This is a genomic window from Enterococcus sp. 5B3_DIV0040 (assembly GCF_002140755.1).
Taxonomy (GTDB): domain Bacteria; phylum Bacillota; class Bacilli; order Lactobacillales; family Enterococcaceae; genus Enterococcus_D; species Enterococcus_D casseliflavus.
The window spans coordinates 881,942-904,463 of sequence record NZ_NGLC01000002.1; the positions used below are offsets into that span (position 1 = coordinate 881,942).

18 protein-coding genes are annotated in these 22,522 nt (G+C 41.6%); all 18 read left to right on the forward strand.

What is annotated here, in order from left to right; genetic code table 11:
* Nucleotides 1-96: 96 nt before the first annotated feature.
* A complete protein-coding gene (locus A5883_RS16615; RefSeq protein ID WP_074934369.1) occupies nt 97-1,791 on the forward strand; it encodes a DUF2075 domain-containing protein in 1,695 nt (564 codons plus the stop codon).
* Complete coding sequence (locus A5883_RS16620; protein WP_061053736.1) at nt 1,754-2,089, forward strand: nucleotide pyrophosphohydrolase; 336 nt, start codon at nt 1,754-1,756, stop codon at nt 2,087-2,089. Before A5883_RS16615 ends, A5883_RS16620 begins: the two co-directional genes overlap by 38 nt.
* 482 nt (nt 2,090-2,571) lie before the next feature.
* A complete protein-coding gene (locus tag A5883_RS16625) occupies nt 2,572-3,315 on the forward strand; it encodes a hypothetical protein (RefSeq protein WP_074934368.1) in 744 nt (247 codons plus the stop codon).
* Between the two features lie 706 nt (nt 3,316-4,021).
* Nucleotides 4,022-5,302, forward strand: a complete 1,281-nt coding sequence (gene celB / locus A5883_RS16635; protein ID WP_074934366.1) for a PTS cellobiose transporter subunit IIC — start codon at nt 4,022-4,024, stop codon at nt 5,300-5,302.
* A complete protein-coding gene (locus tag A5883_RS16640) occupies nt 5,303-6,202 on the forward strand; it encodes a DUF7916 family protein (RefSeq protein WP_074934365.1) in 900 nt (299 codons plus the stop codon).
* Nucleotides 6,203-6,492: 290 nt separating this feature from the next.
* Entirely contained in the window at nt 6,493-7,074 is a 582-nt protein-coding gene (locus A5883_RS16645; RefSeq protein WP_074934364.1) for a GNAT family N-acetyltransferase, read from the forward strand.
* 496 nt (nt 7,075-7,570) lie between these two features.
* Complete coding sequence (locus A5883_RS16650; protein ID WP_086339089.1) at nt 7,571-8,590, forward strand: serine hydrolase domain-containing protein; 1,020 nt, start codon at nt 7,571-7,573, stop codon at nt 8,588-8,590.
* 261 nt (nt 8,591-8,851) lie between these two features.
* A complete protein-coding gene (locus A5883_RS16655) occupies nt 8,852-9,088 on the forward strand; it encodes an addiction module antidote (protein ID WP_016609673.1) in 237 nt (78 codons plus the stop codon).
* Nucleotides 9,085-9,495: a type II toxin-antitoxin system death-on-curing family toxin gene (locus tag A5883_RS16660; protein ID WP_074934362.1), complete on the forward strand. Its 411-nt coding sequence runs from the start codon at nt 9,085-9,087 to the stop codon at nt 9,493-9,495. The genes A5883_RS16655 and A5883_RS16660 overlap by 4 nt, the downstream gene beginning before the upstream one ends.
* A gap of 393 nt (nt 9,496-9,888) precedes the next feature.
* Complete coding sequence (locus tag A5883_RS16665; RefSeq protein WP_086339090.1) at nt 9,889-12,126, forward strand: ATP-binding cassette domain-containing protein; 2,238 nt, start codon at nt 9,889-9,891, stop codon at nt 12,124-12,126.
* Between the two features lie 241 nt (nt 12,127-12,367).
* Nucleotides 12,368-13,843 (forward strand): helix-turn-helix domain-containing protein, encoded by a 1,476-nt coding sequence (locus A5883_RS16670; protein ID WP_074934360.1) that lies wholly within the window; start codon nt 12,368-12,370, stop codon nt 13,841-13,843.
* A gap of 374 nt (nt 13,844-14,217) precedes the next feature.
* The gene (locus A5883_RS16675; protein ID WP_086339091.1) at nt 14,218-18,798 is read left to right on the forward strand and encodes a hypothetical protein; all 4,581 of its coding nucleotides are present in this window, start codon (nt 14,218-14,220) and stop codon (nt 18,796-18,798) included.
* Between the two features lie 39 nt (nt 18,799-18,837).
* Nucleotides 18,838-19,356, forward strand: a complete 519-nt coding sequence (locus A5883_RS16680) for a hypothetical protein (RefSeq protein ID WP_015508953.1) — start codon at nt 18,838-18,840, stop codon at nt 19,354-19,356.
* A 25-nt stretch (nt 19,357-19,381) separates the two neighbouring features.
* Nucleotides 19,382-19,945 carry a hypothetical protein gene (locus tag A5883_RS16685; RefSeq protein WP_074934358.1) on the forward strand — a complete coding sequence of 188 codons (564 nt, stop codon included), beginning with the start codon at nt 19,382-19,384 and terminating at the stop codon, nt 19,943-19,945.
* Nucleotides 19,946-19,979: 34 nt separating this feature from the next.
* Nucleotides 19,980-20,309, forward strand: a complete 330-nt coding sequence (locus A5883_RS16690; RefSeq protein ID WP_016609681.1) for an LPXTG cell wall anchor domain-containing protein — start codon at nt 19,980-19,982, stop codon at nt 20,307-20,309.
* A gap of 172 nt (nt 20,310-20,481) precedes the next feature.
* A complete protein-coding gene (locus tag A5883_RS16695) occupies nt 20,482-20,877 on the forward strand; it encodes a hypothetical protein (protein ID WP_086339092.1) in 396 nt (131 codons plus the stop codon).
* A 124-nt stretch (nt 20,878-21,001) separates the two neighbouring features.
* A complete protein-coding gene (locus A5883_RS16700; RefSeq protein ID WP_016609683.1) occupies nt 21,002-21,349 on the forward strand; it encodes a DUF7006 family protein in 348 nt (115 codons plus the stop codon).
* 156 nt (nt 21,350-21,505) lie between these two features.
* Entirely contained in the window at nt 21,506-22,354 is an 849-nt protein-coding gene (locus A5883_RS16705) for a MerR family transcriptional regulator (RefSeq protein WP_074934356.1), read from the forward strand.
* The last annotated feature ends 168 nt before the right edge of the window (nt 22,355-22,522 follow it).

Genomic DNA, 22,522 nt, shown 5'->3' on the forward strand with positions numbered 1-22,522 from the left:
CCAATTTTGTCTTTAATGCTTTAAGAGCAAAATATGCAATGATATACTAAAATAAATAACCTTAATGGAATAGACACTAAACGGAGACTCTAAAATATGACCAACCAACTAATCATAGAAGATCATCATTTCAAGAAAGGTGAGCTATCTAGCATAACGACGGCTTATATCGATCAGTACCCAGTCGTTTACATACTCTACAACCGAAATGAAAAGAAAAGACCTGTTGCGTACATTGGTCAAACGGTTCAAGTGAACAAACGATTGAAGCAGCACTTGAATAACGCTAAGCGCAGAGAAATTAAAGAAGTCCTGCTGATTGGTCATGAAAAATTCAATCAATCAGCGACCTACAATATCGAAACCAATTTGATCAATCACTTCATTGGGGATGAGCAGTTTCAGTTGCAAAATGTCAGTCAAACAAGACAGGTGCAGATGCATCAGTATTATGAAAAAGAGTATTATGATGAAGTGGTCTTCCAAGAGTTATGGGAAGAATTGCAAAGGCGTCAGTTGGCGAAGCACTCAATCGATACGATTCGCAACAAAGATGTGTATAAATTATCCCCTTTTAAAGAACTGACGCCAGAACAGTTAGATATAAAACTTGAAATCATTGAGTACTGTAAACAAGCGATTCAGCAGGATGAAACACAAAAAGTCTTGATGATTGAAGGAGAAGCTGGAACGGGAAAGAGCGTCTTATTAGCATCTCTCTATAACACCCTTCAAGACTATACAAAATCAGAGTCTGTATTAAAAGGCACTGATAATTATTTGCTGGTCAACCATTCAGAGATGTTAAAAACCTATCATACAATGGCAGAAAGTTTGCCAAATTTAAAAAAGAATCATATGTTAAAGCCAACTTCCTTTATTAATAAAACAGATAATCAGAAGTTGCACCCAGACATCGTTATTGTGGATGAGGCCCATTTGCTTTTAACGAAGAAAGACAGCTATAACAGTTTTCACTATGAAAACCAACTAGAAGAAATTATCAAGCGAGCAAAAATCACGATTTGTATCTTTGATCCGAAGCAAGTATTGAAAATCAAAAGTTATTGGGATCAGGACCAATTGGATCAGTTTCAGAAAAGGTACAATGCTTCTCGCTTTCAGCTAAAAGATCAATTAAGAATGAAAAGTAGTCCACAAATTATTCAATGGATCGATGATATCGTAGAAAAACGTGTAACACCGATTCCAGAATCAACAGCATCTTTTGAGCTTCAGATTATGGAAACCCATGATGCGTTGAAGAATAAAATCTTTTCTCTCGATAAAAAGGAAGGTCTGTCACGGATCATCTCAACATTCGATTATGTTCATAAAAAAGACGGAGCTTCTTATCTTGTAGATCCTGGTGGGATCAACCTGCCATGGAATACGACCGACACGAAGCGAACATGGGCGGAGCGACCAGAGACAATCAGTGAAGTCGGATCAATCTACACCGTCCAAGGTTTTGATTTAAACAATGTAGGAGTCGTCATTGGCCCTTCCGTTGATTACGATCCAGAGACCGACCAGCTTGTCATCGATATCGATAAATATGAGGACAAAGGGGCGTTTACGGGACGTGACGATATGAACCAAGAATTGACGAAGAAAGCCAAAGAAACGATCATCCTTAATTCATTGAATGTATTAATGAAACGAGCAATCAAAGGGCTTTACATCTATGCAATCAATCCCAATCTCCGCCAAAAACTCATAGCCCTACAAAACGAAAGGAGCCAGTCCAACCATGCAAAACCAACCCTCTTCAATGGAACGGATCAATAAATTCCGAGATGATCGCAATTGGCGACAATTCCATAATGAAAAAGATCTAGCTATTTCTATCTCCATCGAAGCCGCCGAATTGTTGGAGATTTTTCAATGGAAAACACCTGAAGAAGCCACTCAAGATTTCGAACATCTAAAAGAAGAAATTGCCGATGTTCTGATTTATTCCTATATGCTGGCAGACAATTTGGGTCTTGATATTGATGAGATCATCAAAGAAAAGCTGGAAAAAAACAACATGAAGTATCCGGTGAAAGAAAGTAAAGATTCGAAAAAGAAGTATAATGAATTGTAACAAAAAAGAAGCAAGGACGCTGCAAGTTCTTGCTTCTTTTTTTTAATGGAATAGGAGCAACAACGGCTTTCTGAATTCATCAGTGATTGGTTACGAACGTCAAAAATCTGTCATAATTGAGAAAGTTGAAGATAACTTCAAATTGGTTACAATTTTTCGGAAATTTGAAGTTAACTTCAAATAAGCGCAATTTTTTATAAAAATGAAGTTAGACCTAGTGTCTGCTAGAGTAAAAACAAGATTATCCTATCCGAAAATGAAGACAAGGTCATTGGGAAAAAATCGGCAACAATGAAGGTCATTTTCTATCAAAAATATTTCTCCCCAAAAACCTAAAAAACCTATTGCCCCCCGAGCCCACTTACTGTATAGTAAACAAGAATATTTCATGAAAATAACCAAAAATAACTAATTACAAAGACTTTGTTATTGAAAATTGCGCTTAAACGATGCCGCGAACGGAATGTAAGAAGGAGAAAACAATGACGTATCTAACAAACAATTTTGTGAATTGCATGATCACTTTAGGGTTTATCTTCATCCATCTATCTTCAAATGTTATCTCATCCAGAAAACTAAACGTGCAATACATGAGCTCCTTTGCCGCTGGGGTAGGGATCTCCTACGCGATCGTTCATCTATTGCCCCATTTGGCGTATTTTCAAACGGTGTTGATCGATGAATTTGGCTGGGATTCGGGGATTTTTTATAGTCATGGGGTCTATGGCATCGTTTTGTTTGGCTTAGTCTTCAGTTACGTGATCTACAAAATCGATGAGCGGACGTTTATGGTGTTAGAAAAGAAAGACATCACCAGTGCCAAAAACGCCTTTTTTTGGTCGGATATCGCTTTTCATGTGATCTACAATATCATGATCGGCTATATCGTGATTGCCAATACGCTATCAGAGCGTTTTTACATTTTGACCTACTTTATTGCCTTTGGTTTGCACTTTCTCATGAACGATTGGCTGCTCTATCACCATCATGGTGCCCTCTATAACAAATATGGCCGTTTTGTGCTTTCCTTCAGTATTTTCGCGGGAGCTGCGTTCTCCCTCTTTGTTTCATTGCCCTACTATTTGGTGGTCATCATTGAAGCCTTGATCACCGGCGCTTTGCTGGTCAATATCATCAAATTTGAGTTACCCAATGAAGGAGAAGGCAGTATTCGTGGGCTATTGGTAGGCACGATCTGCTCTGGAATTTTGTTTGTATTTGTCTAGCGCGAAAAGGAGGACTGAATCATGGATGATTCGGTCCTCTTTTTTTATAAATACGCAAAGTAATTACTATTTTCTGTTTCAATCAAACAAATCACAATAGTTTTTTATTTTTTTGACCATTATTTACAATTTTGTTACGATGTTCGCTTGCTTTTCCCAAAAACATTCTATAAAATGTAAGCGAATAGAAACCAAAAAAATAGGCACCTCGTATCTCTGCGCCAACAGATTTACGAGGCCCTGATCAGTCACACCCTTAAGACGGATGACCAATCAAGTTGCCATAGTTGATCGCCAAAGGCATCAACGTGTTTATTGTACCCGATTTTCTTGTCGATTTCTAGTAGATTCAGGCAGGTTTTTGGGCAAAAACCGTGGGATGCTGGACGCTTATTTTGCTATGCCAAAGGCATTGGACAATCTTGTCCAATGCCTTTTTTGTCGTTTGAAACGGTTCATGCGCAGGATCGTTTGCGGCAAATAACAGGTGTGAAGATCAGTTGAGGACAGTCGCATGGAAAATAGGCAGTCATAGTTGAGAAATCCAATGCCATGCGTTCTTACTGTGTTCATAGAAATAGCGTTCTGGCGATCAGCACTTCAATCCTAGGTTCTTGAAGGTGGCAAGCCTTGGTTTCTATTCACACTTCGAAAAGATACCTGAAAGCAATCTGTCAGCGTTCTTTTAAGGTTAAGGAGGAAGCTTATGAAGGATTCGTTAAAGAAATTTATGGAAGAAAAAATGCTGCCATGGGGAATGAAAATTGGCGGTGAAAAGCATCTAGTTGCCATCCGTGATGGACTTGTCACCACGATGCCTTTGATTATTATCGGTTCCATTTTTGTTATTTTATCTAACGTTCCATGGGAAGGCTTTAACCTATTTGTTACTAGTATTTTTGGCGGGGAATGGCGCAGCAAATTAGACTTTGTCGTACAAGTGACCTTTGGTGTGATGGCGCTGTTCAATTCCTTTGCTATTGCGTATAGTTTAGCAACCACTTACCGCGTCAGCGGTTTATCTGCCGGTGTATTGGCAGCTTCGGTTTTTCTTTTAGTCACTCCGATTGAAGATGGCGGCATTCAAATGTCTTATCTTGGTAGCCGCGGGCTGATCGTAGCAATCATCACTAGTCTAATCACGGCGGAGATTTTCCGATTATTCGTACAAAAGAATATCGTGATTCGCATGCCAGAAAACGTTCCCCCGGCGGTCAGTCGCTCCTTTATTGCATTGATCCCCTCATTCTTTTGCCTCTCGCTTTTCTGGGTGATTCGTTTATTAGTGGAATCATTCGGCAACACGAATGTTCATGATCTGCTGTACAGCCTTGTGGGACAACCACTATCTATCATTGGCGGAGGCTTTGTAGGCGGTCTGTTTGCCATTATGTTTACGTCATTGTTTTGGTCAGTGGGTATCCACGGGTGGGACTTGGTCTTGAGCGTCTTGCAGCCGACATGGATTCAAATGATCGATGAGAATCGAATCGCTTTTCAAAACGGCGAAACGATTCCGCATATCATCAATTATACCTTTATGAATACCTTTGTCTGGATTGGCGGTAGTGGGGTGATTTTGGGCTTAGCGATCTTGCTATTAGTCAGAAGTAAAAGCAAGTATTTAAAAGAGTTGGGGAAACTCGGATTTCCATCAACGGTTTTCAATGTCAATGAACCCATCATGTTTGGATTGCCCGTTGTCATGAATCCATTGATTTTGTTCCCTTATATTCTGACGCCGGTCGTTTGCTATATCATCTCTTATACGACAGTTGCCATGGGGATCGTCCAACCTGCCGTCGTTTTGGTGCCCTGGTCGATGCCGCCAATCATCGGCGGTTATCTAGCCACAGGCGGACATATTTCGGGGGCAATCTTACAACTGGTGAATCTGACGGTTTCTATCGCCATCTATTATCCATTCTTCAAAATGCTGGATAATCGGACATTAGCCAGTGGACTAGGTTCAGAAAGTGAGGAGTAAATGGAGACAAAACGATTATTGAATTGCACGGCAGCTGATTTTAAATCATTTGATAAAGACCAGCTATTGGAAAGTATCCGAGGAAGTGCGGGGCGGACGATCGTAGCAGAAAATGATGTCCAAATCGATCCGATGTCTAGAGGAATCACCAATGCTGAATTCGTCGCTGCATTTGGGGCGGATTTGATTTTGCTGAACCTATTTGATTGCGAAAACGGCGCTATCAAAGGATTACCGACAACGGATGACCCCATTCGCTTTTTGCAATGCTTAACGGGGCGGCCTATTGGAGTCAATCTTGAGCCTGTCGACGATTGTGCGGAGCAGATGGAACAGCTGACAACTATCGCTACTGGGCGTTTGGCAACAAAGAAAAACATGGCTCGTGCAGAAGCACTTGGATTTGATTTTATCTGTCTGACAGGAAATCCTTCCACTGGCGTTTCAAATAAAGAGATTACAGCGGCAATCAAACAAGCAAGAGCCATTTTCTCTGGGATCATTATTGCTGGAAAAATGCACGGAGCTGGTGTCAATGAACCCGTGTTAGATGAAGAAATTGCGTCTGCGTTCATTCAAGCTGGAGCCGATGTTATTCTTGTACCCATCGCGGGCACGATTCCTGGGCTGAGTGAACAACATATGAGTGATCTAGTGGCCTTTATCCACCAAAAAGAGAAGTTGGTCATGGGCACCATTGGCACTACACAGGAAGGTGCAGATACAGGTACGATCCGTGCCTTGGCATTGACTAGCAAACGTGCCGGCTGCGACCTTCATCATATCGGAGATGCAGGTTTTTCTGGGACCGCTGATCCCGAGAACATCTTGCAACTATCCATCGCCATCAGAGGCAAGCGCCATACCTATCACCGAATGGCCATCTCAGTGAATAGGTAGGTGGAACAAATGGGCACATGCCTATGAAAGGCAAGAAGTGTTAGAAGAATTTTTCGTAGACTAATGAAGTAAGACCGAAACAGAGAGGAAGTCTGCTGTTTCGGTTTTGTTTATGTATGTAACCTACATAGTAAGTCTTTGAAAAATGAAAGAAAGCAATTGGTTTTTTGTTTTCCTAAACGAAATCTATATTTAATAAACGAATTGGCGAGCAGTTGTTTTCTAAAGTACCTTTGATTAAAATAGGCACAGCAGCTATCATATACTAACTAAGCAAAGGAGTATGCCACATGCTAATAGGCAACAAAGTCACTTTAACCCCTGCGGAAATCAAAGATAAAGAAGCGGTCTATCAATGGTGTTTTCACTCTGAAACCACAAAGTATCATTCCGGACCACCTTCTTATCCTAATGCACCGATCGCCACTGAAGCAGAGTTTTTTGAGGACTATCAAGAGTATTACTTTACTGGTGCCCAACCGCAAGATGGCAGAGGCTTTTTGATTCTACATGCAGGTGAACCTATTGGCTTTATTAGCTACTCCTCATTTCATCTAAAAGACGGCATAGCAGAACTGGATATCTGGTTGAATCGGGAAATTCATTGCGGCAAAGGATTTGGCACCGATGCGATCGTCACCCTCGGTGATCATTTACATGAAACATTCGGCATAAAAAAATTGATGATGCGACCATCGAGAAAAAATATTGCTGCAGTCAAATCTTACGAAAAGGCTGGTTTTACGCAATCTTCCCAAGACCTTGCTGACTATTTGTTGGAAGAGTATCTTGATTTATATGCCGAAGGGGATTATGGGGCAGAAGAAACGGTGACATTGATCAAAACGTTTCCGTCAACTGCATTGAGCTGATCTATAACAGTCGGCTTCAAACGGTTAAAGGTTATTTCATGAAAACAGTCCATTTCACTTTGCAAGCAAGGGGAAATGGAATATTTTTTTACCTTTTAGCAATTTAAGGCCATTCAAAATACTCGTTCTTCGCTCTGTCTTATAACTTCGTACGCACTCTAAATTCCTTCCTATGCAATAGTTATCGAAAAATCGTATAAGCCCTCACCATTGATAAGCTAACATTGAGAACAAAACATAAAATAAACATAGTTTTTTTTCAAAATTCCGAGAAACAGCGAGTAGATTGCCATTGCTCATGAAATGACAGATGGATAGAATGGTCGGGTATCTTTGCACACAAAGTACAAAGATACCACCATTGTGAAGCGCTTTATTCTATGATACCCTGATAACAGATAGGAGGAGATAAGGATGTTGCGTTTCCAAATATGAAAAGGGTAGGCTGGTGTTGACGACAAGTTGTCCTTGTACGAAACATTCGGAGGAAGAGAAAATGAATACCCAATTAATTGATAAGAGATTAGAACAAAAGCAAAAAGAGTACGCTTTTTATGGCAATATTCGTGTGGTCAAAGCTGACAAGGTTTTGGTGGATCGCACTTTTGGCTATGCAAACGATGCAGACAAATTGCCAAATCGTGCCCATACCCGTTTTGGCATTGCCTCAGGTTGCAAGCTTTTTACGGCACTAGCCATTTGCCAATTAGTTGAAGCAGGCAAACTGAGCTTTGACACGACACTGCAGGAGTGTGTTCCCGATGTATTGCCAAACTTTGATCAAGCTGTGACTGTTCATCATTTGCTGACACATACCTCTGGTATCCCTGACTATTTTGATGAAGAAGTATCCGATGATTTTGAAGCACTTTGGCAAGACTTGCCGACCTACCGAGTGCGAACCCCCCTTGATTTTTTGCCGCTTTTTCAAAGAAAAGCCATGACTGATCCAGTGGGAAGCAAGGTCAAGTACAACAATGCAGGGTACATCCTCTTAGGAATGGTGGTGGAAGCAGTTAGCGACTTACACTTTACCGACTATATTGAAAAGAATATTTTTGAAAAAGCAGAAATGACAGATGCTGGTTACTTTGCCCAAGACACGCTGCCTCGCAATACGGCATTGGGATATATTGAAACGGAATCAGGACTTAAAACCAATATATTTTCCATCCCAGCCAAGGGCGGACCGGATGGCGGTGCTTATGTATCAGTTGAAGACTTAGAAAAATTCTGGCATGCATTGATGAGCGGGCAATTACTGAGTAAAACAATGACCGAGATATTTTTGACACCACAAGTCCATGAGGAAGATGAATTTTTTTATGGCTATGGCGGTTTAATGAAAGTGATAGAACAAAAAGTGGTGAAGTACATCCAGATGGGCTACGATCCCGGGGTCAACTACCATTCCGTCTACTACCCAGATCAGCAGTTGTTGATCGCGGTATGTTCAAACAAATCGGCACATGCCTATGAAATGCAAGAAGTGTTAGAAGAATTTTTCGTAGACTAATGAAGTAAGACCGAAACAGAGAGTGAGTTCTTTGTTTCGGTTTTTTTATAGTAAGTTTTAATGCGTGATCAAGAATTCGCAACAATTGTGGTGAGTAGGAAAAAATTAGGAAATATATTTTCAAATTGGATTGATTATTCTTTGGTATGTCGGATCATAGAGTTGAAGGTTATGCTCTTTAAGACATATTTTGACGGCATGTATCTATTGTTGTATAATGTATATACAAATTCATTTGTATATACATTGGGAGGGTAGAAATTGAAAAAAACAAAAAAATATAAAGTCAGAAGATCTGGTAATAGTGATATTACAACGATACCTGCAGAAGTAAAGGAGTATATCGGTGTTCAGACCGGTGAATCAATCAGTTATGTTTTTGAACGGGATGGATCTGTAAAAATGATTAAAGCGGTTGAAGAAGTTTCTATTGATTCAATCGTAGATTCAGTCATGGATCAATACGACAAAGCTTTAAAAGACTTGGTTGACTTATGATTTTTTTGACGGCGGCAGATGTGATCAGAATCAATGCGAAAGTAATTGTACAGTATTCTAAAGGAGAAATGATTGGTGTAAAAGATGCAAGTGCGTTGGATATGGCAATAAATCAACCTTCACAAGCTGTGTTTGGCAAAGAATTATATCCGACAATTTTTGATAAGGCATCAATTTTAGCAATTAACTTAGTAAAAAGACACCCTTTCCATAATGGTAATAAACGGACCGCTTTAGTTTCTATGATTACTTTTTTGCAGCTTAATGGATATGTGACAAATTTTTCTCAAGATGAAGCGGTCCATTTTATTCTGACTATTACTACTAGTAAAAAAGAATTTAACGATTTAAAAGAAGAGGTGGCAAGCTACTTACAAGATTCTAATCGCGTAAGGCCTAACTTTTAAGTAAAGTGTGCAAAGAAATATTTCAATTAATTGATGGTTGTTTCGTAATCAAACGGAATTGTTCGCTTAAAGGTTAGTAGCTAATCATTACTTTTCGTTAAACACATCGACGCGAAAGCAGATCAAATCCTTATAAAAAGGGATTTGGTCTGTTTTCGTCTTTTCTATTCGCCACTTGCGCCACGCATTTTTTATTCAATAGTTATTCTTCTAACCCTCGGTTCATCTATCAATCGAAAAATCGCATAAGCCCTCTATCCTTGCTATTCCAACATTTAGAACAAAACATAAAATAAACATAGTTTTTTTTCAAAATTCCGAGAAACAGCGAGAATGTTTGTGCTATAATGGTCGCTCACTGAAAAAATTCAACAGAATCTGGGAGGGTATAGCATGCAGGAATACATTACGATCCACAACGCCAGGCAGAACAATTTGAAGGGCTTTGACTTGAAGATTCCCAAAAGAAAAATCACGATTTTCACGGGTGTCTCTGGTTCAGGCAAGTCATCGATCGTCTTTGACACGATCGCACAAGAAGCTGGGCGACAGCTGAATGAGAACTTTTCGAAATTTGTCCGCAACTTTTTGCCAAAATATAGCCAGCCCGATGCGGATGCCATCGACAATCTTTCGATGGCGGTAGTAGTTGATCAAAGCCGTTTAGGCGGCAATTCCCGCTCCACATTAGGGACGATCACGGATATCAATCCCTTGATCCGCTTGCTTTTTTCTCGTCTTGGTCAACCGTATTTAGGTCCTGCATGGAATTTCTCTTTCAATGATCCTCATGGGATGTGTCCCACTTGCGAAGGGATTGGGCGCATCGTCGGCTTAGATTTAGAAAAGGCACTGGATCTTGAAAAGTCCTTAAACGAAGGGGCGATCCTGCTTCCTGGCTATAAAGTCGGCTCTTGGCTGCTGAAGTCTTTCACCAATACGGGCTTTTTTGACAATGACAAGCCATTGAAAGAATATAGCGAAGAAGAAATGAACCGCTTTTTGTATGCCCAAGGAGAAAAAATCGATTCCTTGTATATGGAAGGGATGAGTTCCACCTATGAAGGCTTAGTCGCTCGTTTTAATCGCTCCAATATCAAAGGTGGCAATGAAAGCTCCGCTGCTACCCAGAAGAAAATCGCTTCTTTCATGAATGAGCAGAAGTGTCCTGACTGTCAGGGAAAACGATTCAATCCACAAGTACTCGCGTGCAAAATCGCGGGCTATTCGATTGCGGACTTTTTGGCGATGCAAGTGGATGAACTATTGACGGTTCTTCAAGAAATCTCGGAGGAGAGTGTCCAACCACTGCTTCAAAACATCCAAGCGAGAATCACTGATCTAATCAATATCGGGTTGGATTATGTTTCCTTAGACCGTGAAACGACGACCCTTTCTGGTGGGGAAAGTCAGCGGGTAAAAATGGTCAAACACTTGTCTTCTAGCTTGAACGATGTGATCTACATTTTTGATGAACCGAGTATTGGGCTACATCCAAGGGATGTCCATCGATTGAATGAATTGTTAGTCAAACTACGGGACAAAGGAAACACCGTCATCGTAGTGGAGCATGATCCAGATGTCATTAAAGCAGCTGACCATATTATCGATGTTGGTCCTAAAGCGGGGAAAAATGGCGGCTATATTACCTACGAAGGAACCTTTGAAGGATTGCTGCGCTCAGATACACTGACTGGCAAAGCTTTTGGACAGATGGTGGACTTTAAAGAAGCACCTCGCCAGAGTCATCAGGTTATCGAAACGAAAAAATCGACGCTGCATAACTTGAAAAATACAGCACTGCGGGTGCCATTAGGAGTATTTACAGTGGTGACCGGTGTTGCTGGTTCTGGAAAGAGCAGTTTAGTGAATGGGGTTTTTGCTAAAGAATACCCCGAAGCCATTACGATCGATCAATCAGCGGTGGCGGGAAATATCCGCTCCAATCCAGCGACCTATTCTGGGATCATGAATGACATTCGGAAGTTATTTTCCCAAGAAAACAAGGTCTCAGCAGGTCTTTTTTCCTACAATTCCGAAGGCGCCTGTGAAACGTGTAAGGGCCACGGGACCATCAAGATGGAGCTGTCCTTTATGGATTCCGTTGAGGTTTTGTGTCAGGCCTGTGGCGGCAAACGGTTTAAAGAAGAAGTCTACCAGTATCGCTTGAAAGGCAAGTCGATCGATGAAGTCCTTGCCATGAGCATCACAGAAGCGGTGGAATTCTTTGAGGAAAAAGCGATTCAAAGAAAACTAAAACAGATTTTGGCTGTGGGACTAGGATACATGACCCTTGGACAGCCATTGAATACCTTGTCTGGTGGTGAATGCCAACGACTGAAGTTAGCAAAAGAATTAAGCAAAAAAGGCAATATCTACATTATGGATGAACCAACGACCGGATTGCACATGGCAGACATCAAGAGCATTTTGGCGATCATCGAACGGCTAGTAGAAAAAGGCAACACGGTGATCGTGATCGAACACAACCTTGAGGTCATGAAAGCAGCGGATTGGCTGATCGATGTCGGCATTGATGGCGGGATTCGCGGTGGCGAAGTGTTGTACGAAGGGATTCCAGAAAAACTGATCGAGTGCCAGTCCTCGATTACTGCCCAGTATTTATTTTAATGAGAAAACCAAAATAGCCGCAAGCAGCTCTTTCATCGAGCGCTGCTTGCGGCTTTTTTTCTTTTTCCTCCAGCAAAAAGAATATGATAAGTCTAAAAAATTAATTTCTCCTTGTTATTTTTTTCATTTTTAGTAGGTTTTTTGATTAAAAATATATAAATTTGAGTATATAATTACCAAATAGTGTGCTATTTATGTAATAGTATAGAAAAGAATTTCTTGAAAAAAAGGAGTGGGATGAATGAGAGAGTTGCAATTGGCCTTCATCAGCAACCGTACGACTGCGCGCTTGTTTCGGCTGCTGAGTACGATTGAGCGAGACCGTGTGTTCACGATTGGCGACTTAGCAGAACGCAATCAGGTGACGCAACGAACGATTGCCAATGATATCAAATACATGAAAGAATATTTTGGGGACAGTATTGCCCTCGTTTCGGGCAATAGCGGGTTTGTTTTCGAAGAGAAAAAGCCAGCAGACTATCAAAAAAGAAAACAAAGCTTGTTAAAAAATGAATGCTTATTTGAAATTATCGGGAATATTTTCCATGGCAAACTATCTAAGGTGGATGAGCTGGCACATCATTATCATTTTTCAGAGAGTACGTTTCGGCGTCTACTCAATCAGCGAAACCCTATTTTAAAAAGCTATGGCTTGCAGTGGGCATCTAATCCCTTAACGATTGAAGGAAGTGAAGCCAACTTGCGTAAGTTTTTCAAAGATTTTTATTACGAAGGTGTGGAAACGATCTATACGTTGGTTCCAGATCAAGCCTTGCATGACTTGATCTTAGGTCAATTGGAGGACAAGTTCGGCTATTATGAAATCGGATCTGGGGCGACTCCCGCAGCGTTTTACTACACGTTTTATATTGCCATCAAGCGTGCGAGCCTCGGCTATCGTATCACTATGCCGAAAGAACTGGTTAGACAGGCGTATAAAGGGAACAGTTTTTCCAAGCTATACGCACTGAAGGAAGGCATTGAGAAAATCTATCAGGTTCAGCTGCCCAAAGAAGAATTCGCTTGGATCTACTTAGTCACCTTGTGCAAGCGAACCTTGGATCAAGAAGAACGAGAGGAAAAGTTTTACCAACAATTTCATCAAGGCGAAGCCATCACAATTGTGACGGACTTGTTTCTTCAAAACCATGAGGTGCACCAAGCACAAGCCAAAACGGTTGCGACTTTTTTACGTTCTTTCTTTTTATCGAGAAAAATTAACCATGCGATTGCGCCGGTTTTGAACAAGGAAATGGATGATATCAAAGAGGTGATCATGCGTTCCAACAGTGAGAGTTACCAAAAGAACTTACAATTTCTTAAGGAGCAGAGCAAAAAACTCTCTTTGTCTACTGCCTACTTAGAAGACATCTGTGTCAGTTTAACGATTTATAGCGAGCTGATTTTCGATTATTATGCACCAGCAAAAACCATTTATTTTCTCTTAGAAGGAGATCATTTTGTGTGCCAGCATATCCAAACAAGAGCGATCCAGCGATTTGGCAGCAAGCATAAATTGACGTTTGTTCAACTGCAATATTTAACAAAACATACGCTTCATGCTGCCCATATCGATTTGATCGTGACCAATTACAATCGCTACCTCGTTGATTATAAAGTCAAAACAGATTACTTATTGTTGAAATCTCTCCCGGATGATCGCGATTGGGAACACCTCGAAAGGAAAATAAATCCCTATCAAAAACCGCTCTTTTAAACCAATTGCTGTGCTGTTCACGCGTTTAAATAGGTATGTTATTTATTCATCTATTTCAGGTGTTTATGAAAATAATGATTTTCCTTTGAGAAACGACCACGCTATTCTTAGTTTAGTAAGCAACACGCGTGTCATACTTACAAATAGTTTGTCCCAATAACCTTCGTTTTTGAGAATACAGAACTCGTATGTAGTTATTATTTTATGAAAACTTAATCTAACAACTTTCTCCAGACATTTGATTCATCAAAATGTCTTTTTTTGTCGTTCCCTCAAAAACGAAGAATATTGAGACAGCTTTGCGTGAAAAAGCAAGGAGCTATTCTCTAGTTTTCAGCTTTCTTAACGCAACAAAGACTTGAAGAAAGGAGGATATGATGAAATTACTTACATTGTTTTCTGCCGTATTACTACTGAGCAGCACGGGCGTCAACACGACGATGGCGTTCCAGCAAGTTGCTTATGCAGAAACAGAGTCACTTTCTGAAGGGACGCAACAATCTTCTGGGGAGGAAACCAATAATTCTGCTGATCAATCGGAAACGCAAGAGTCAACCGAGCAAAGCAGCGAGGAACAAACAACCTCATCGGAAGCCACCGATGATTCAACGACCGCTAGCCAAGAAGAAGCAGAGGAAAATGAAGCACTGTCCGAAGCAGAAACGCCAGATAGCTCAGAAGATGAAGCGGAGCCAGAAGCTGAGAACGAGCAAGTCGAAAGGTTTGATGCTGGAGCTTCAGCGGTCGCATTGACTGTAGCAAGTGAGGCGCAATTGCGGGCAATTTTACTTGGGGAATCCTTCACCGATGAAGAGGGCACGGAGTATCGTTACGAAGAAATCGCCAATGAGCAATCGCTAGTGCTTACTTTTGCCAGCAACTTGGCATTAACTGGGCCAATCAGTGGGATCCAACGGATGAACGTTACCTTTCGTAGTCAAGAAACACCTGTGATCGTTTCGCAGACGGCGGCAGAGAACCTGATGCAGTTTGCGGCACCTGTTCAACTGACTTGGCAAGGGGTGCAGCAACAAGGCATCCAGTCAGCGCAAGGGCTGGCTCAAACAACTGGGGCATCAACGATTACTTTTGAAGATACCCAACTGGAGCTGACCACTACCGCAGGACGCGTGGTGAATAACAACCAAGCACATCTTCATTTCAAAGGAACCAATGTGGTGACGACAGCGACGTCTTCCATTCCAACGTTATTCATGGCTGAAGGACTCTTTGTCGAAGGGCAATTGACGGTCAATCATCGCTCATCAAATGCCACACCAATCTTTGAAATGAATCAAGTAGCAGTCGCTAGCCAAGCTGAAATTTCTGTCACCCGAAGTACCAACAGCAATACTGGCACCGTCTTTCATATGACAGGTACCGCAGCAAGCCTTGATTTTGGTCAAGGAAGTATGACCACGATTCGCCAATCTGGCGCAATGGTTTCCCTGCCAAATGCCAATCAAGATAGTCGGTTGACGCTAGCAACCGGGGCAACACTAGATGTTGGCACGGGACAGGGGCTTTCTGGGGACTCTACCAGTACGTTAGGGGAGGTACGATTACAAGCAGGTAGTCAGTTAAAACTATCTGAGTACGGGACGGTCAGCGAGACGCCCGCCATCAATGTCGGACACCGATTCATCGTTGAAAATAGTACCGCAGACCAACCTACCATTATTGAAGGAACGCGGACGGGCACAACGGCCGGAGCTTTTATCCAGCTCCAAAGTGCAAATTCCTCCATCGATTTTGGGGAGAATACACAAACGCGAATATCGCAGCATGGACCGATGTTTACGGGTGTGGCTAGTACCACGATAGTGATTCAAGACCACGTGAAAATGAACAATCAGCATAGCAACGGGTTTAATGGCAACGTAGCAGTCAACAGTATTGCGATTGGTGATCAGGTGGATATAACCATCAGTGAACCTAGTAATGCCACTGTTGGTCAAGCGTATCGAACCTTTTTCGCAACGTCTTCGGTTCAAATCGGAAGTCATACAACAATTGACGTACCGAGAACGCGAACGACCTCTTCAGCAAGTACATCGAATGTCGTCATCGGTTTAGCATCGAGCAACGGAAAAATCACCATTGGTGACTATTCAGAAATAGCTGTGAATCAGCGTGGGGCGTTCGTCAACGCAAGCTTGGCTCAGGTAACTCTAGGAAAATACTCAAAACTAACGGGCGTATTAGGGAATGGCTTTACCGCTGGAACGCTGGTCGATCAATTCGAGCTGCTTGAAGGGGCTGAAATCAATGTTGCTGAGCATTCAACGAGTGCAGCAGCCAATGCTTTTTCCGTGCAACGGCGTTTCTTCCTAGGAGAAAAAGCAGCAATCAATTATTCTCGCACATCATCAGCAGCAAACCCTCTCATTGCCTTAGGATCAACGACCACAGCTTCCCAATTTTTGTCAGAAGCAAATGCAACCATCACCCTCAATCAAGTAGGACCATTGGTGACTGGTCGCAGCACAACAGATATCTATATTGGTGAAGCAAATACGATCAGCCTACAAACCGCACAAGGCTTTACCGGTGGTACCTCATCTGCTGCTTCTTCAACCATTCGCCGGTTGCATGTGGGCGATCACTCTGAAATCACCGTTTCTGGACGAAACAATGCAAATGTCGATTTTTTCCGGTTTAGAGAAGAAATCAAACTAGGACGTGAAGCGGAAGTAACGGTCAATCATACTACGCGACAAGCTGCACGAGCCGTTTTTCGTTTAACCTTGGCGAATTCGAAATTTACGATGGAAGAAGCAAGTAAAGTTGAAGTTGATACTGGTGGTCGATTTATTCAAGGTGTTAGTACGAGTGACTTAGTATTTGGAGAAAATTCATATACTAGAATAAATGCAGCTAGGGGAATGACAGGAAACACCTCTGTTCGCTCTGTTATTCTTGCGCAAAAAGCTGAAGTTCATATGACAGAGCCAACGACTAGTAATATTCAAAATTCAGCAGTCGGACATAATTACGCACGAATAAGAGTAGCTCAACGGGTTGAGTTACTTGATAACGCTAAAATGACTTCTAAAAGGGATCGCACAACATATGATTCACGCTTTATCCAACTTGGAAATGCGAATTCCTTTGTCCGAATAGGAAAAGGTGCGCAAATGGATGTCAACCAATCGGGAGGAATATTTAGGGTAACCACGACATCGAATTTAATTCTTGAAGACGAAGCAGTATTTAATGGGGTTGCCAGAGGATTGAATACGCAAGGCGGTGGGAACGGCTCAAGCAATCATTCAAATTCTTTCGCAAACATTACAGTCGGTAAACGAGCGGAATTTTTCCTTACAGATAATCGGAATGGGATGGGGACAACAGCAGAGTTTACCAATCGTCCGCTTGTTAATGTACGAAATACCTTTATTGCCGATGAGGACTCAACCGTTACGTTAGAAACCATTAGAAATAAATTACAAGTTCTTTACTTCAGAACGGCAAATGCACAATTAAATGTAAAAAATGTTGAGCTATTTGAAATTAGTCATCCTATGACAAGAACAGGTCAAGCAAATGCACAATTACAGCGATTGATACGTTCGGAACAATATACAGTTGCAAATGGTCTTAAAATCAATGTAAATAACCAAAAATTCTCAGTATGGGAGAATGCTGCTTTGGAAACGCCAACCGAAGAGTTTATCAATATTTATGGAACGATGCGTATTAATCGTAACGGGGGAAATCCCTTTCCCTATGGGGGGACCGGTAGTGCAGAAGCTCGTTCAAGATTACTGAGTGGCGAACAATTCGATGGTTCCTTAGAAAGTCTTGAAACACAAACAGATATTTATCAAGTGATTGCCAAAAATAATTACAATAAAATTCGTTTTTCAGAACCAGAAGGTCTGGTTGCCCGAATCGACGCATTGAGTGATCAGTCGACTGAAATCACTGGTTCCATGTATGAGGATACCGATATCACAGTGATCTCCTATACCAATACTGACGGAGAACTCGTTGAATTAGACAAAAACTCTGAACGAATCGAATGGGGCGACTATCGGGATGAAAATCAGCTGTATCGCTATTTCCGCATTCCCTTAAGAGAAAATGAGCGATTGGAAACCGAGACAGAAGTGTCGATTTTCTTATCGAAACCTTCGATTGAGACCTATGTCGATGTGACCGCTCGTCAAACCGTGATTAAAGGTGTGAATTTTGAAGCATACAATATCACCTTAGATCGCTATAAAATTAATGAATTAAGCATGCAAGAAGAATTAGATGCTTTGATCCTTCAAGAAAGCCGAGCACAAGCCGCAAACGTCTTGACGGAAGCGGATATGACGGATGACTTTCGCATCGTAGAAACGGATCTTACACGAGAAGTCGACGAAGATGGTAGCTACTTTGCTGTTCTTGAGGTGGGGAATAAAGCCTACCAGCTGACAGTCGGTATCGATGTGACATCGAAACTGGAGCATATGCGGGTGACGATCCCAACCAAAATGGTCTTCGAATCCTTGTACAACACAGCGGAATCGAATCGTAATTTTGAAAGCCAAACGTATGAGATCCGCAATCAATCGCCACTTGCCGTGGATACCTACGTCAATCAACTGGCGATCGATGATAGTGCCAGTATTGTCTTATTAGAAGCGGGAGAAGATCCTCTCGACTATGCCGAAAGTGAAAGCGAAGAAGAAGACCCAACCCTGACCTATGACGATATTTCAACCCCGCTGTTGCGATTGAATCTAAAAACGGAAGAAACACAGATCCAACTCTATGAAGCGATGGAGGAACAACACTTGGTTCGCCTAGAAGAAAGAAGCCGCGTGCCGATTTCCTTAACGGGGGACTTCTATGGAGACTATCCCCAATGGATCGTTGATACAGAAGCCGATCAAGGTGGGTATTATGAAGACTTGCTCGTACCGAAGTATCGCATCGTCTTACGCTTTGTCCCACGAGATTAAAGAAAAAAGATCGTACCAAACGTGAAGGAGGTGAATCCATTGGAGCAAACGAATCAAACCGAAACGAAGGATCGACGGAAATGGATCTTGTGGTTGTTGCTATTGCTAGTACTTATCGGTGGGATCGGGTACTACTTTTACCAATCAAAAACAGCAGTCCCTTTGATCAGTGCCGACCTGTTGCCAGAATCTGGCGATGCCACCGATCAGCGGGTTTCTGAACGAGCGCAGGAGATTGCGGATGCGAATTATTTCACGCTGCAAATCAATCCAGAAGCCATTTTTGAAGATGGTCAAAGCACAGGATCCATCGAGATCGTCAATCCAGGCACCAATGTGTACCCAATCGCCGTGGATATCTCTTTACTGTCGAGCGGGGAAGTCATCTATTCTTCCGGTGCGATCTATCCAAACCAATTTGTTGAAAATGTCGCCTTGGCGACACCGTTGGCAAAAGGGGAATATCCCGCCAAAGCCACCATCAATATTTACGACCCTGAAAGCAAAGAAAAACAAGGGGTCACTGAAGCTGAATTAACGATTATCGTTAAGAATTAAAAAAAGGAAAAGTGAGGAAATAAAAATGAAAAAATTTGTAGCAGCCATTCTAAGTACAGCAACAATCGCAGGAGTAATCGCAAGCGGCACCACCGCTTTTGCGACACAAACCATTGACGGACGTGAAGGCGATACGTCAGGAGATGTCCAAGTAAACGGGATCATCGGATCATTCGATAACACAACCCCTGGACCAAATCCCGACGATTTGAACCAATGGATCAATGTGACGATTCCAACGACTGCTTTGTTCTATACAACAGAAGAGTCAAGCCACAAAGAGATCGTTTCACCTAGCTACACTGTGACAAATAACTCAGCAGTTGGTGTGATCGCTTCTGTTGCGGGTGTCGATACACCATTGAATATGGATGAAGTAGACTTGTTAAACGTAAACAGTATTGAGTTGTTTGAAAACGGCACACCAACCGTAGCAGAAACAGAATTATTTACCCTTGAAGGCAACCAAGGTACGAATGTAGGAACATTTGCGTTCACTGGTGAAGCAACACCGACCGATGCATCAGAAGAATCAAATCCAAGTTTCAAATTGGTCTTGAGCTTTGCGCCGGATGTAGAGGAAGACTAAGAATTGAAATCCCAGTAAAGAAGGGATCTATCGTATGAAAAAACGAAAACGAATCGTTCTTTTCGTCGCTGTGTTACTGACTCTGACTGTCTGGGATCTATCGGAAACCAGCGTCGCAGAGGCGACGACAGGGCAAGTCTCTGTGACCGGTCGAATCGGTGAAACGGTGACGCAAGAGGAAGAAGCAGACGATGACAATAAGAAAACGATCGTAGCAGATGGTTCTCAAATCGGACAAGGAAAATTACCACAAACAGGTTCATCAAACACAAGCAGTTTGATCATTCTTGGGTATACACTCCTAGTACTGTTTGTCGTCGCAGTAACAAGAAAAAAGAAACACGGTGAAAGCGTCGCTCCTTAACTATAGGCATCGCTAGAAGCGTAAAGGAGAAACTGTGGGGAAAACTTGCAGTTTCTCTTTTTTTGATGAAAGATTTAACAAAAAATCGACCAAAAGAAGAAACAGTACTTAGTGATACCACAAACGCTGCATAAGTGAGGTCAGTGATAGTTTTGAAAGAAGGATACAGAAGATGAAAATCAAGAAAGAAGCGTTTGAAAGAACCATCCTAAATAGTGAATACATCGGGTACTATACCCATCTGCTGAGTGCAGATACTTGCCCGTATCACCAAGGGAAACAACTCGATACCATGCGTTACTTACTAGAAAACGATCGTATAGAAGAAATAAAAGCCAGTGCTCGCTATTTATTTCCATTACGTAAATATAAATTACCCAGCAACCTGCAAAAAGAGTATCAATTAATGGAAGAATGTGTCTCCTTTATCTCAAGCTTAAACACCCATCTGCTGATTCCTCAAGCAGCCATTGAGCAAAGTCTGTCAATCAAGGCAGAAAATGGAGCAAAAGATCAAAAAGAGCATTACAAGCAGCTGGTCAGAGGATTGCTGGATATTCTGCATTGACACCTGTACCTGGGTGCTTTTTCAGCAGCTAGAAAGAATAGTGAATGAATAACTAGAAAAAAAAGCTGAGCTTTAGGAAGAAAATAACGGGACTTGTTCCCCTCAAAGAAAGGAGTAAAAAAGCATGACGGTATTTACTTCAAAAACAGAATACCTTGATGGATTTCAAAAGAAATTTGCGGAGTCACACCGCGCCAATGGCGCTTTAGCGGCGTATGTTGAAAAGCAATTGGCCCTCCTTGATGAATTGGTAGCAGCCATTTCACCAGAAACATTTTGGGCGATCACCCCAGATATTTTGGGCATCGACGCCAAACTGGTCTTAGTCACAGAAATGATGCGATTCGACGATTTTTCCGACAATGAGATCATTCGAATCGTTGAAAATGATTATCGCTTTTATCTAAAAGAACTGTGTGGTTACAATCTAGGAACAAAAGCGAAACATTCTCTGGTTTTCAATGTGAGATAAACAGTAAAATGAGTGAACTTTAGGGAATAGAGGCCTCAAAGGGCTTTTCAAACAATCCTGCAAAATCAAAAAGCAATCGTATAAGCCATTTCATTTAAGTAATCATTGACTCTACCCCTAGGGGTGGGGTTATTCTTGTTTTAGGAGGGAAATAGAATGAGAATAAGTGAAGTGGCAAAACGGGCAGAGCTGACAAAAAAAGCTGTTTTATATTATTGTGAGCAAGGTTTACTTTTCCCAAAAATTCTAGAAAACGGCTACCGTTCCTTCTCTGAAGCAGATGTTATACGGTTGCAGACGATTGGCTTATATCGAAAACTAGGGTTGAGTGTTGTGGAAATCAAAGCATATTGCGCGCATCCAGAGTATTTGAAACAAATCATTCAGGAAAGAAAACAAGCAGCCCGAAAATTAGAAGAAACGATCCAGCTCTTGGACGCGCTCGCTGATGGAAGACCAATAGAGGAACTGGCAGAAGAAATCGGATCCCTAGACAAGAAAAAGACGATCATGACAAAGCTATTCGAATTGTTTCCTAGTAACTACGGGCGTTTGATTGGATTTCACTTTTCTTGCTATTTAGACGAACCAATTGAAACAAAGGAGCAGCAGCAAGCTTTTCAAGAAATCGTGGAATTTTTGGATACTACAGATCCGTTCGTTTTATCAGAAGAATTGACGCTTTTTTTGGAAGAACACACGCCTTCGTTTACGAAAGAACAAGTAGAGGAAATGCGCGTGTTTAAAGAACAAAGTCTTAGTAATTACAGTGATTTTGTCAAAAACAATAAAGAGACAATCCAAGCATACCATGCTTTTAAAGCAAGTCCTGCATATCTCGATTCACCATTAAAACAGATCGAAGAGCAGATGAAGCATTTTTACCAATCAAGTGGTTATTATGAAAAATTTATTCCTGCTATGAGGCGAGTAAGTCCTTCTTATGAAGCCTATTACCAAAAGTTGTTAGCAGCAGATGAGATGGAACAAAAACATCTAAAATGAAAAGAAAGCGAAACACCACTGGAACGTATCCTGTAGAGTGTTTCGCTTTCTTTGATTTCTGTTTGTGGGATGGATTGGATAAAGCAATGTTCCTATCGTTTCTTCCCCTGTTTGGATAAAATCTCTGTTGGAATGATTGAATTGAGTTCAGGAAAATCACCGTTAAAG

What these genes read in the sequence shown, in the direction of transcription:
- A5883_RS16700 (WP_016609683.1), top strand. Translation starts at nt 21,002, where the DNA reads ATGACGGTATTTACTTCAAAAACAGAATACCTTGATGGATTTCAAAAG.
- A5883_RS16690 (WP_016609681.1), top strand. Translation starts at nt 19,980, where the DNA reads ATGAAAAAACGAAAACGAATCGTTCTTTTCGTCGCTGTGTTACTGACT.
- A5883_RS16625 (WP_074934368.1), top strand. Translation starts at nt 2,572, where the DNA reads ATGACGTATCTAACAAACAATTTTGTGAATTGCATGATCACTTTAGGG.
- A5883_RS16640 (WP_074934365.1), top strand. Translation starts at nt 5,303, where the DNA reads ATGGAGACAAAACGATTATTGAATTGCACGGCAGCTGATTTTAAATCA.
- A5883_RS16685 (WP_074934358.1), top strand. Translation starts at nt 19,382, where the DNA reads ATGAAAAAATTTGTAGCAGCCATTCTAAGTACAGCAACAATCGCAGGA.
- celB (WP_074934366.1), top strand. Translation starts at nt 4,022, where the DNA reads ATGAAGGATTCGTTAAAGAAATTTATGGAAGAAAAAATGCTGCCATGG.
- A5883_RS16670 (WP_074934360.1), top strand. Translation starts at nt 12,368, where the DNA reads ATGAGAGAGTTGCAATTGGCCTTCATCAGCAACCGTACGACTGCGCGC.
- A5883_RS16660 (WP_074934362.1), top strand. Translation starts at nt 9,085, where the DNA reads ATGATTTTTTTGACGGCGGCAGATGTGATCAGAATCAATGCGAAAGTA.
- A5883_RS16695 (WP_086339092.1), top strand. Translation starts at nt 20,482, where the DNA reads ATGAAAATCAAGAAAGAAGCGTTTGAAAGAACCATCCTAAATAGTGAA.
- A5883_RS16675 (WP_086339091.1), top strand. Translation starts at nt 14,218, where the DNA reads ATGATGAAATTACTTACATTGTTTTCTGCCGTATTACTACTGAGCAGC.
- A5883_RS16620 (WP_061053736.1), top strand. Translation starts at nt 1,754, where the DNA reads ATGCAAAACCAACCCTCTTCAATGGAACGGATCAATAAATTCCGAGAT.
- A5883_RS16645 (WP_074934364.1), top strand. Translation starts at nt 6,493, where the DNA reads ATGCTAATAGGCAACAAAGTCACTTTAACCCCTGCGGAAATCAAAGAT.
- A5883_RS16705 (WP_074934356.1), top strand. Translation starts at nt 21,506, where the DNA reads ATGAGAATAAGTGAAGTGGCAAAACGGGCAGAGCTGACAAAAAAAGCT.
- A5883_RS16650 (WP_086339089.1), top strand. Translation starts at nt 7,571, where the DNA reads ATGAATACCCAATTAATTGATAAGAGATTAGAACAAAAGCAAAAAGAG.
- A5883_RS16665 (WP_086339090.1), top strand. Translation starts at nt 9,889, where the DNA reads ATGCAGGAATACATTACGATCCACAACGCCAGGCAGAACAATTTGAAG.
- A5883_RS16615 (WP_074934369.1), top strand. Translation starts at nt 97, where the DNA reads ATGACCAACCAACTAATCATAGAAGATCATCATTTCAAGAAAGGTGAG.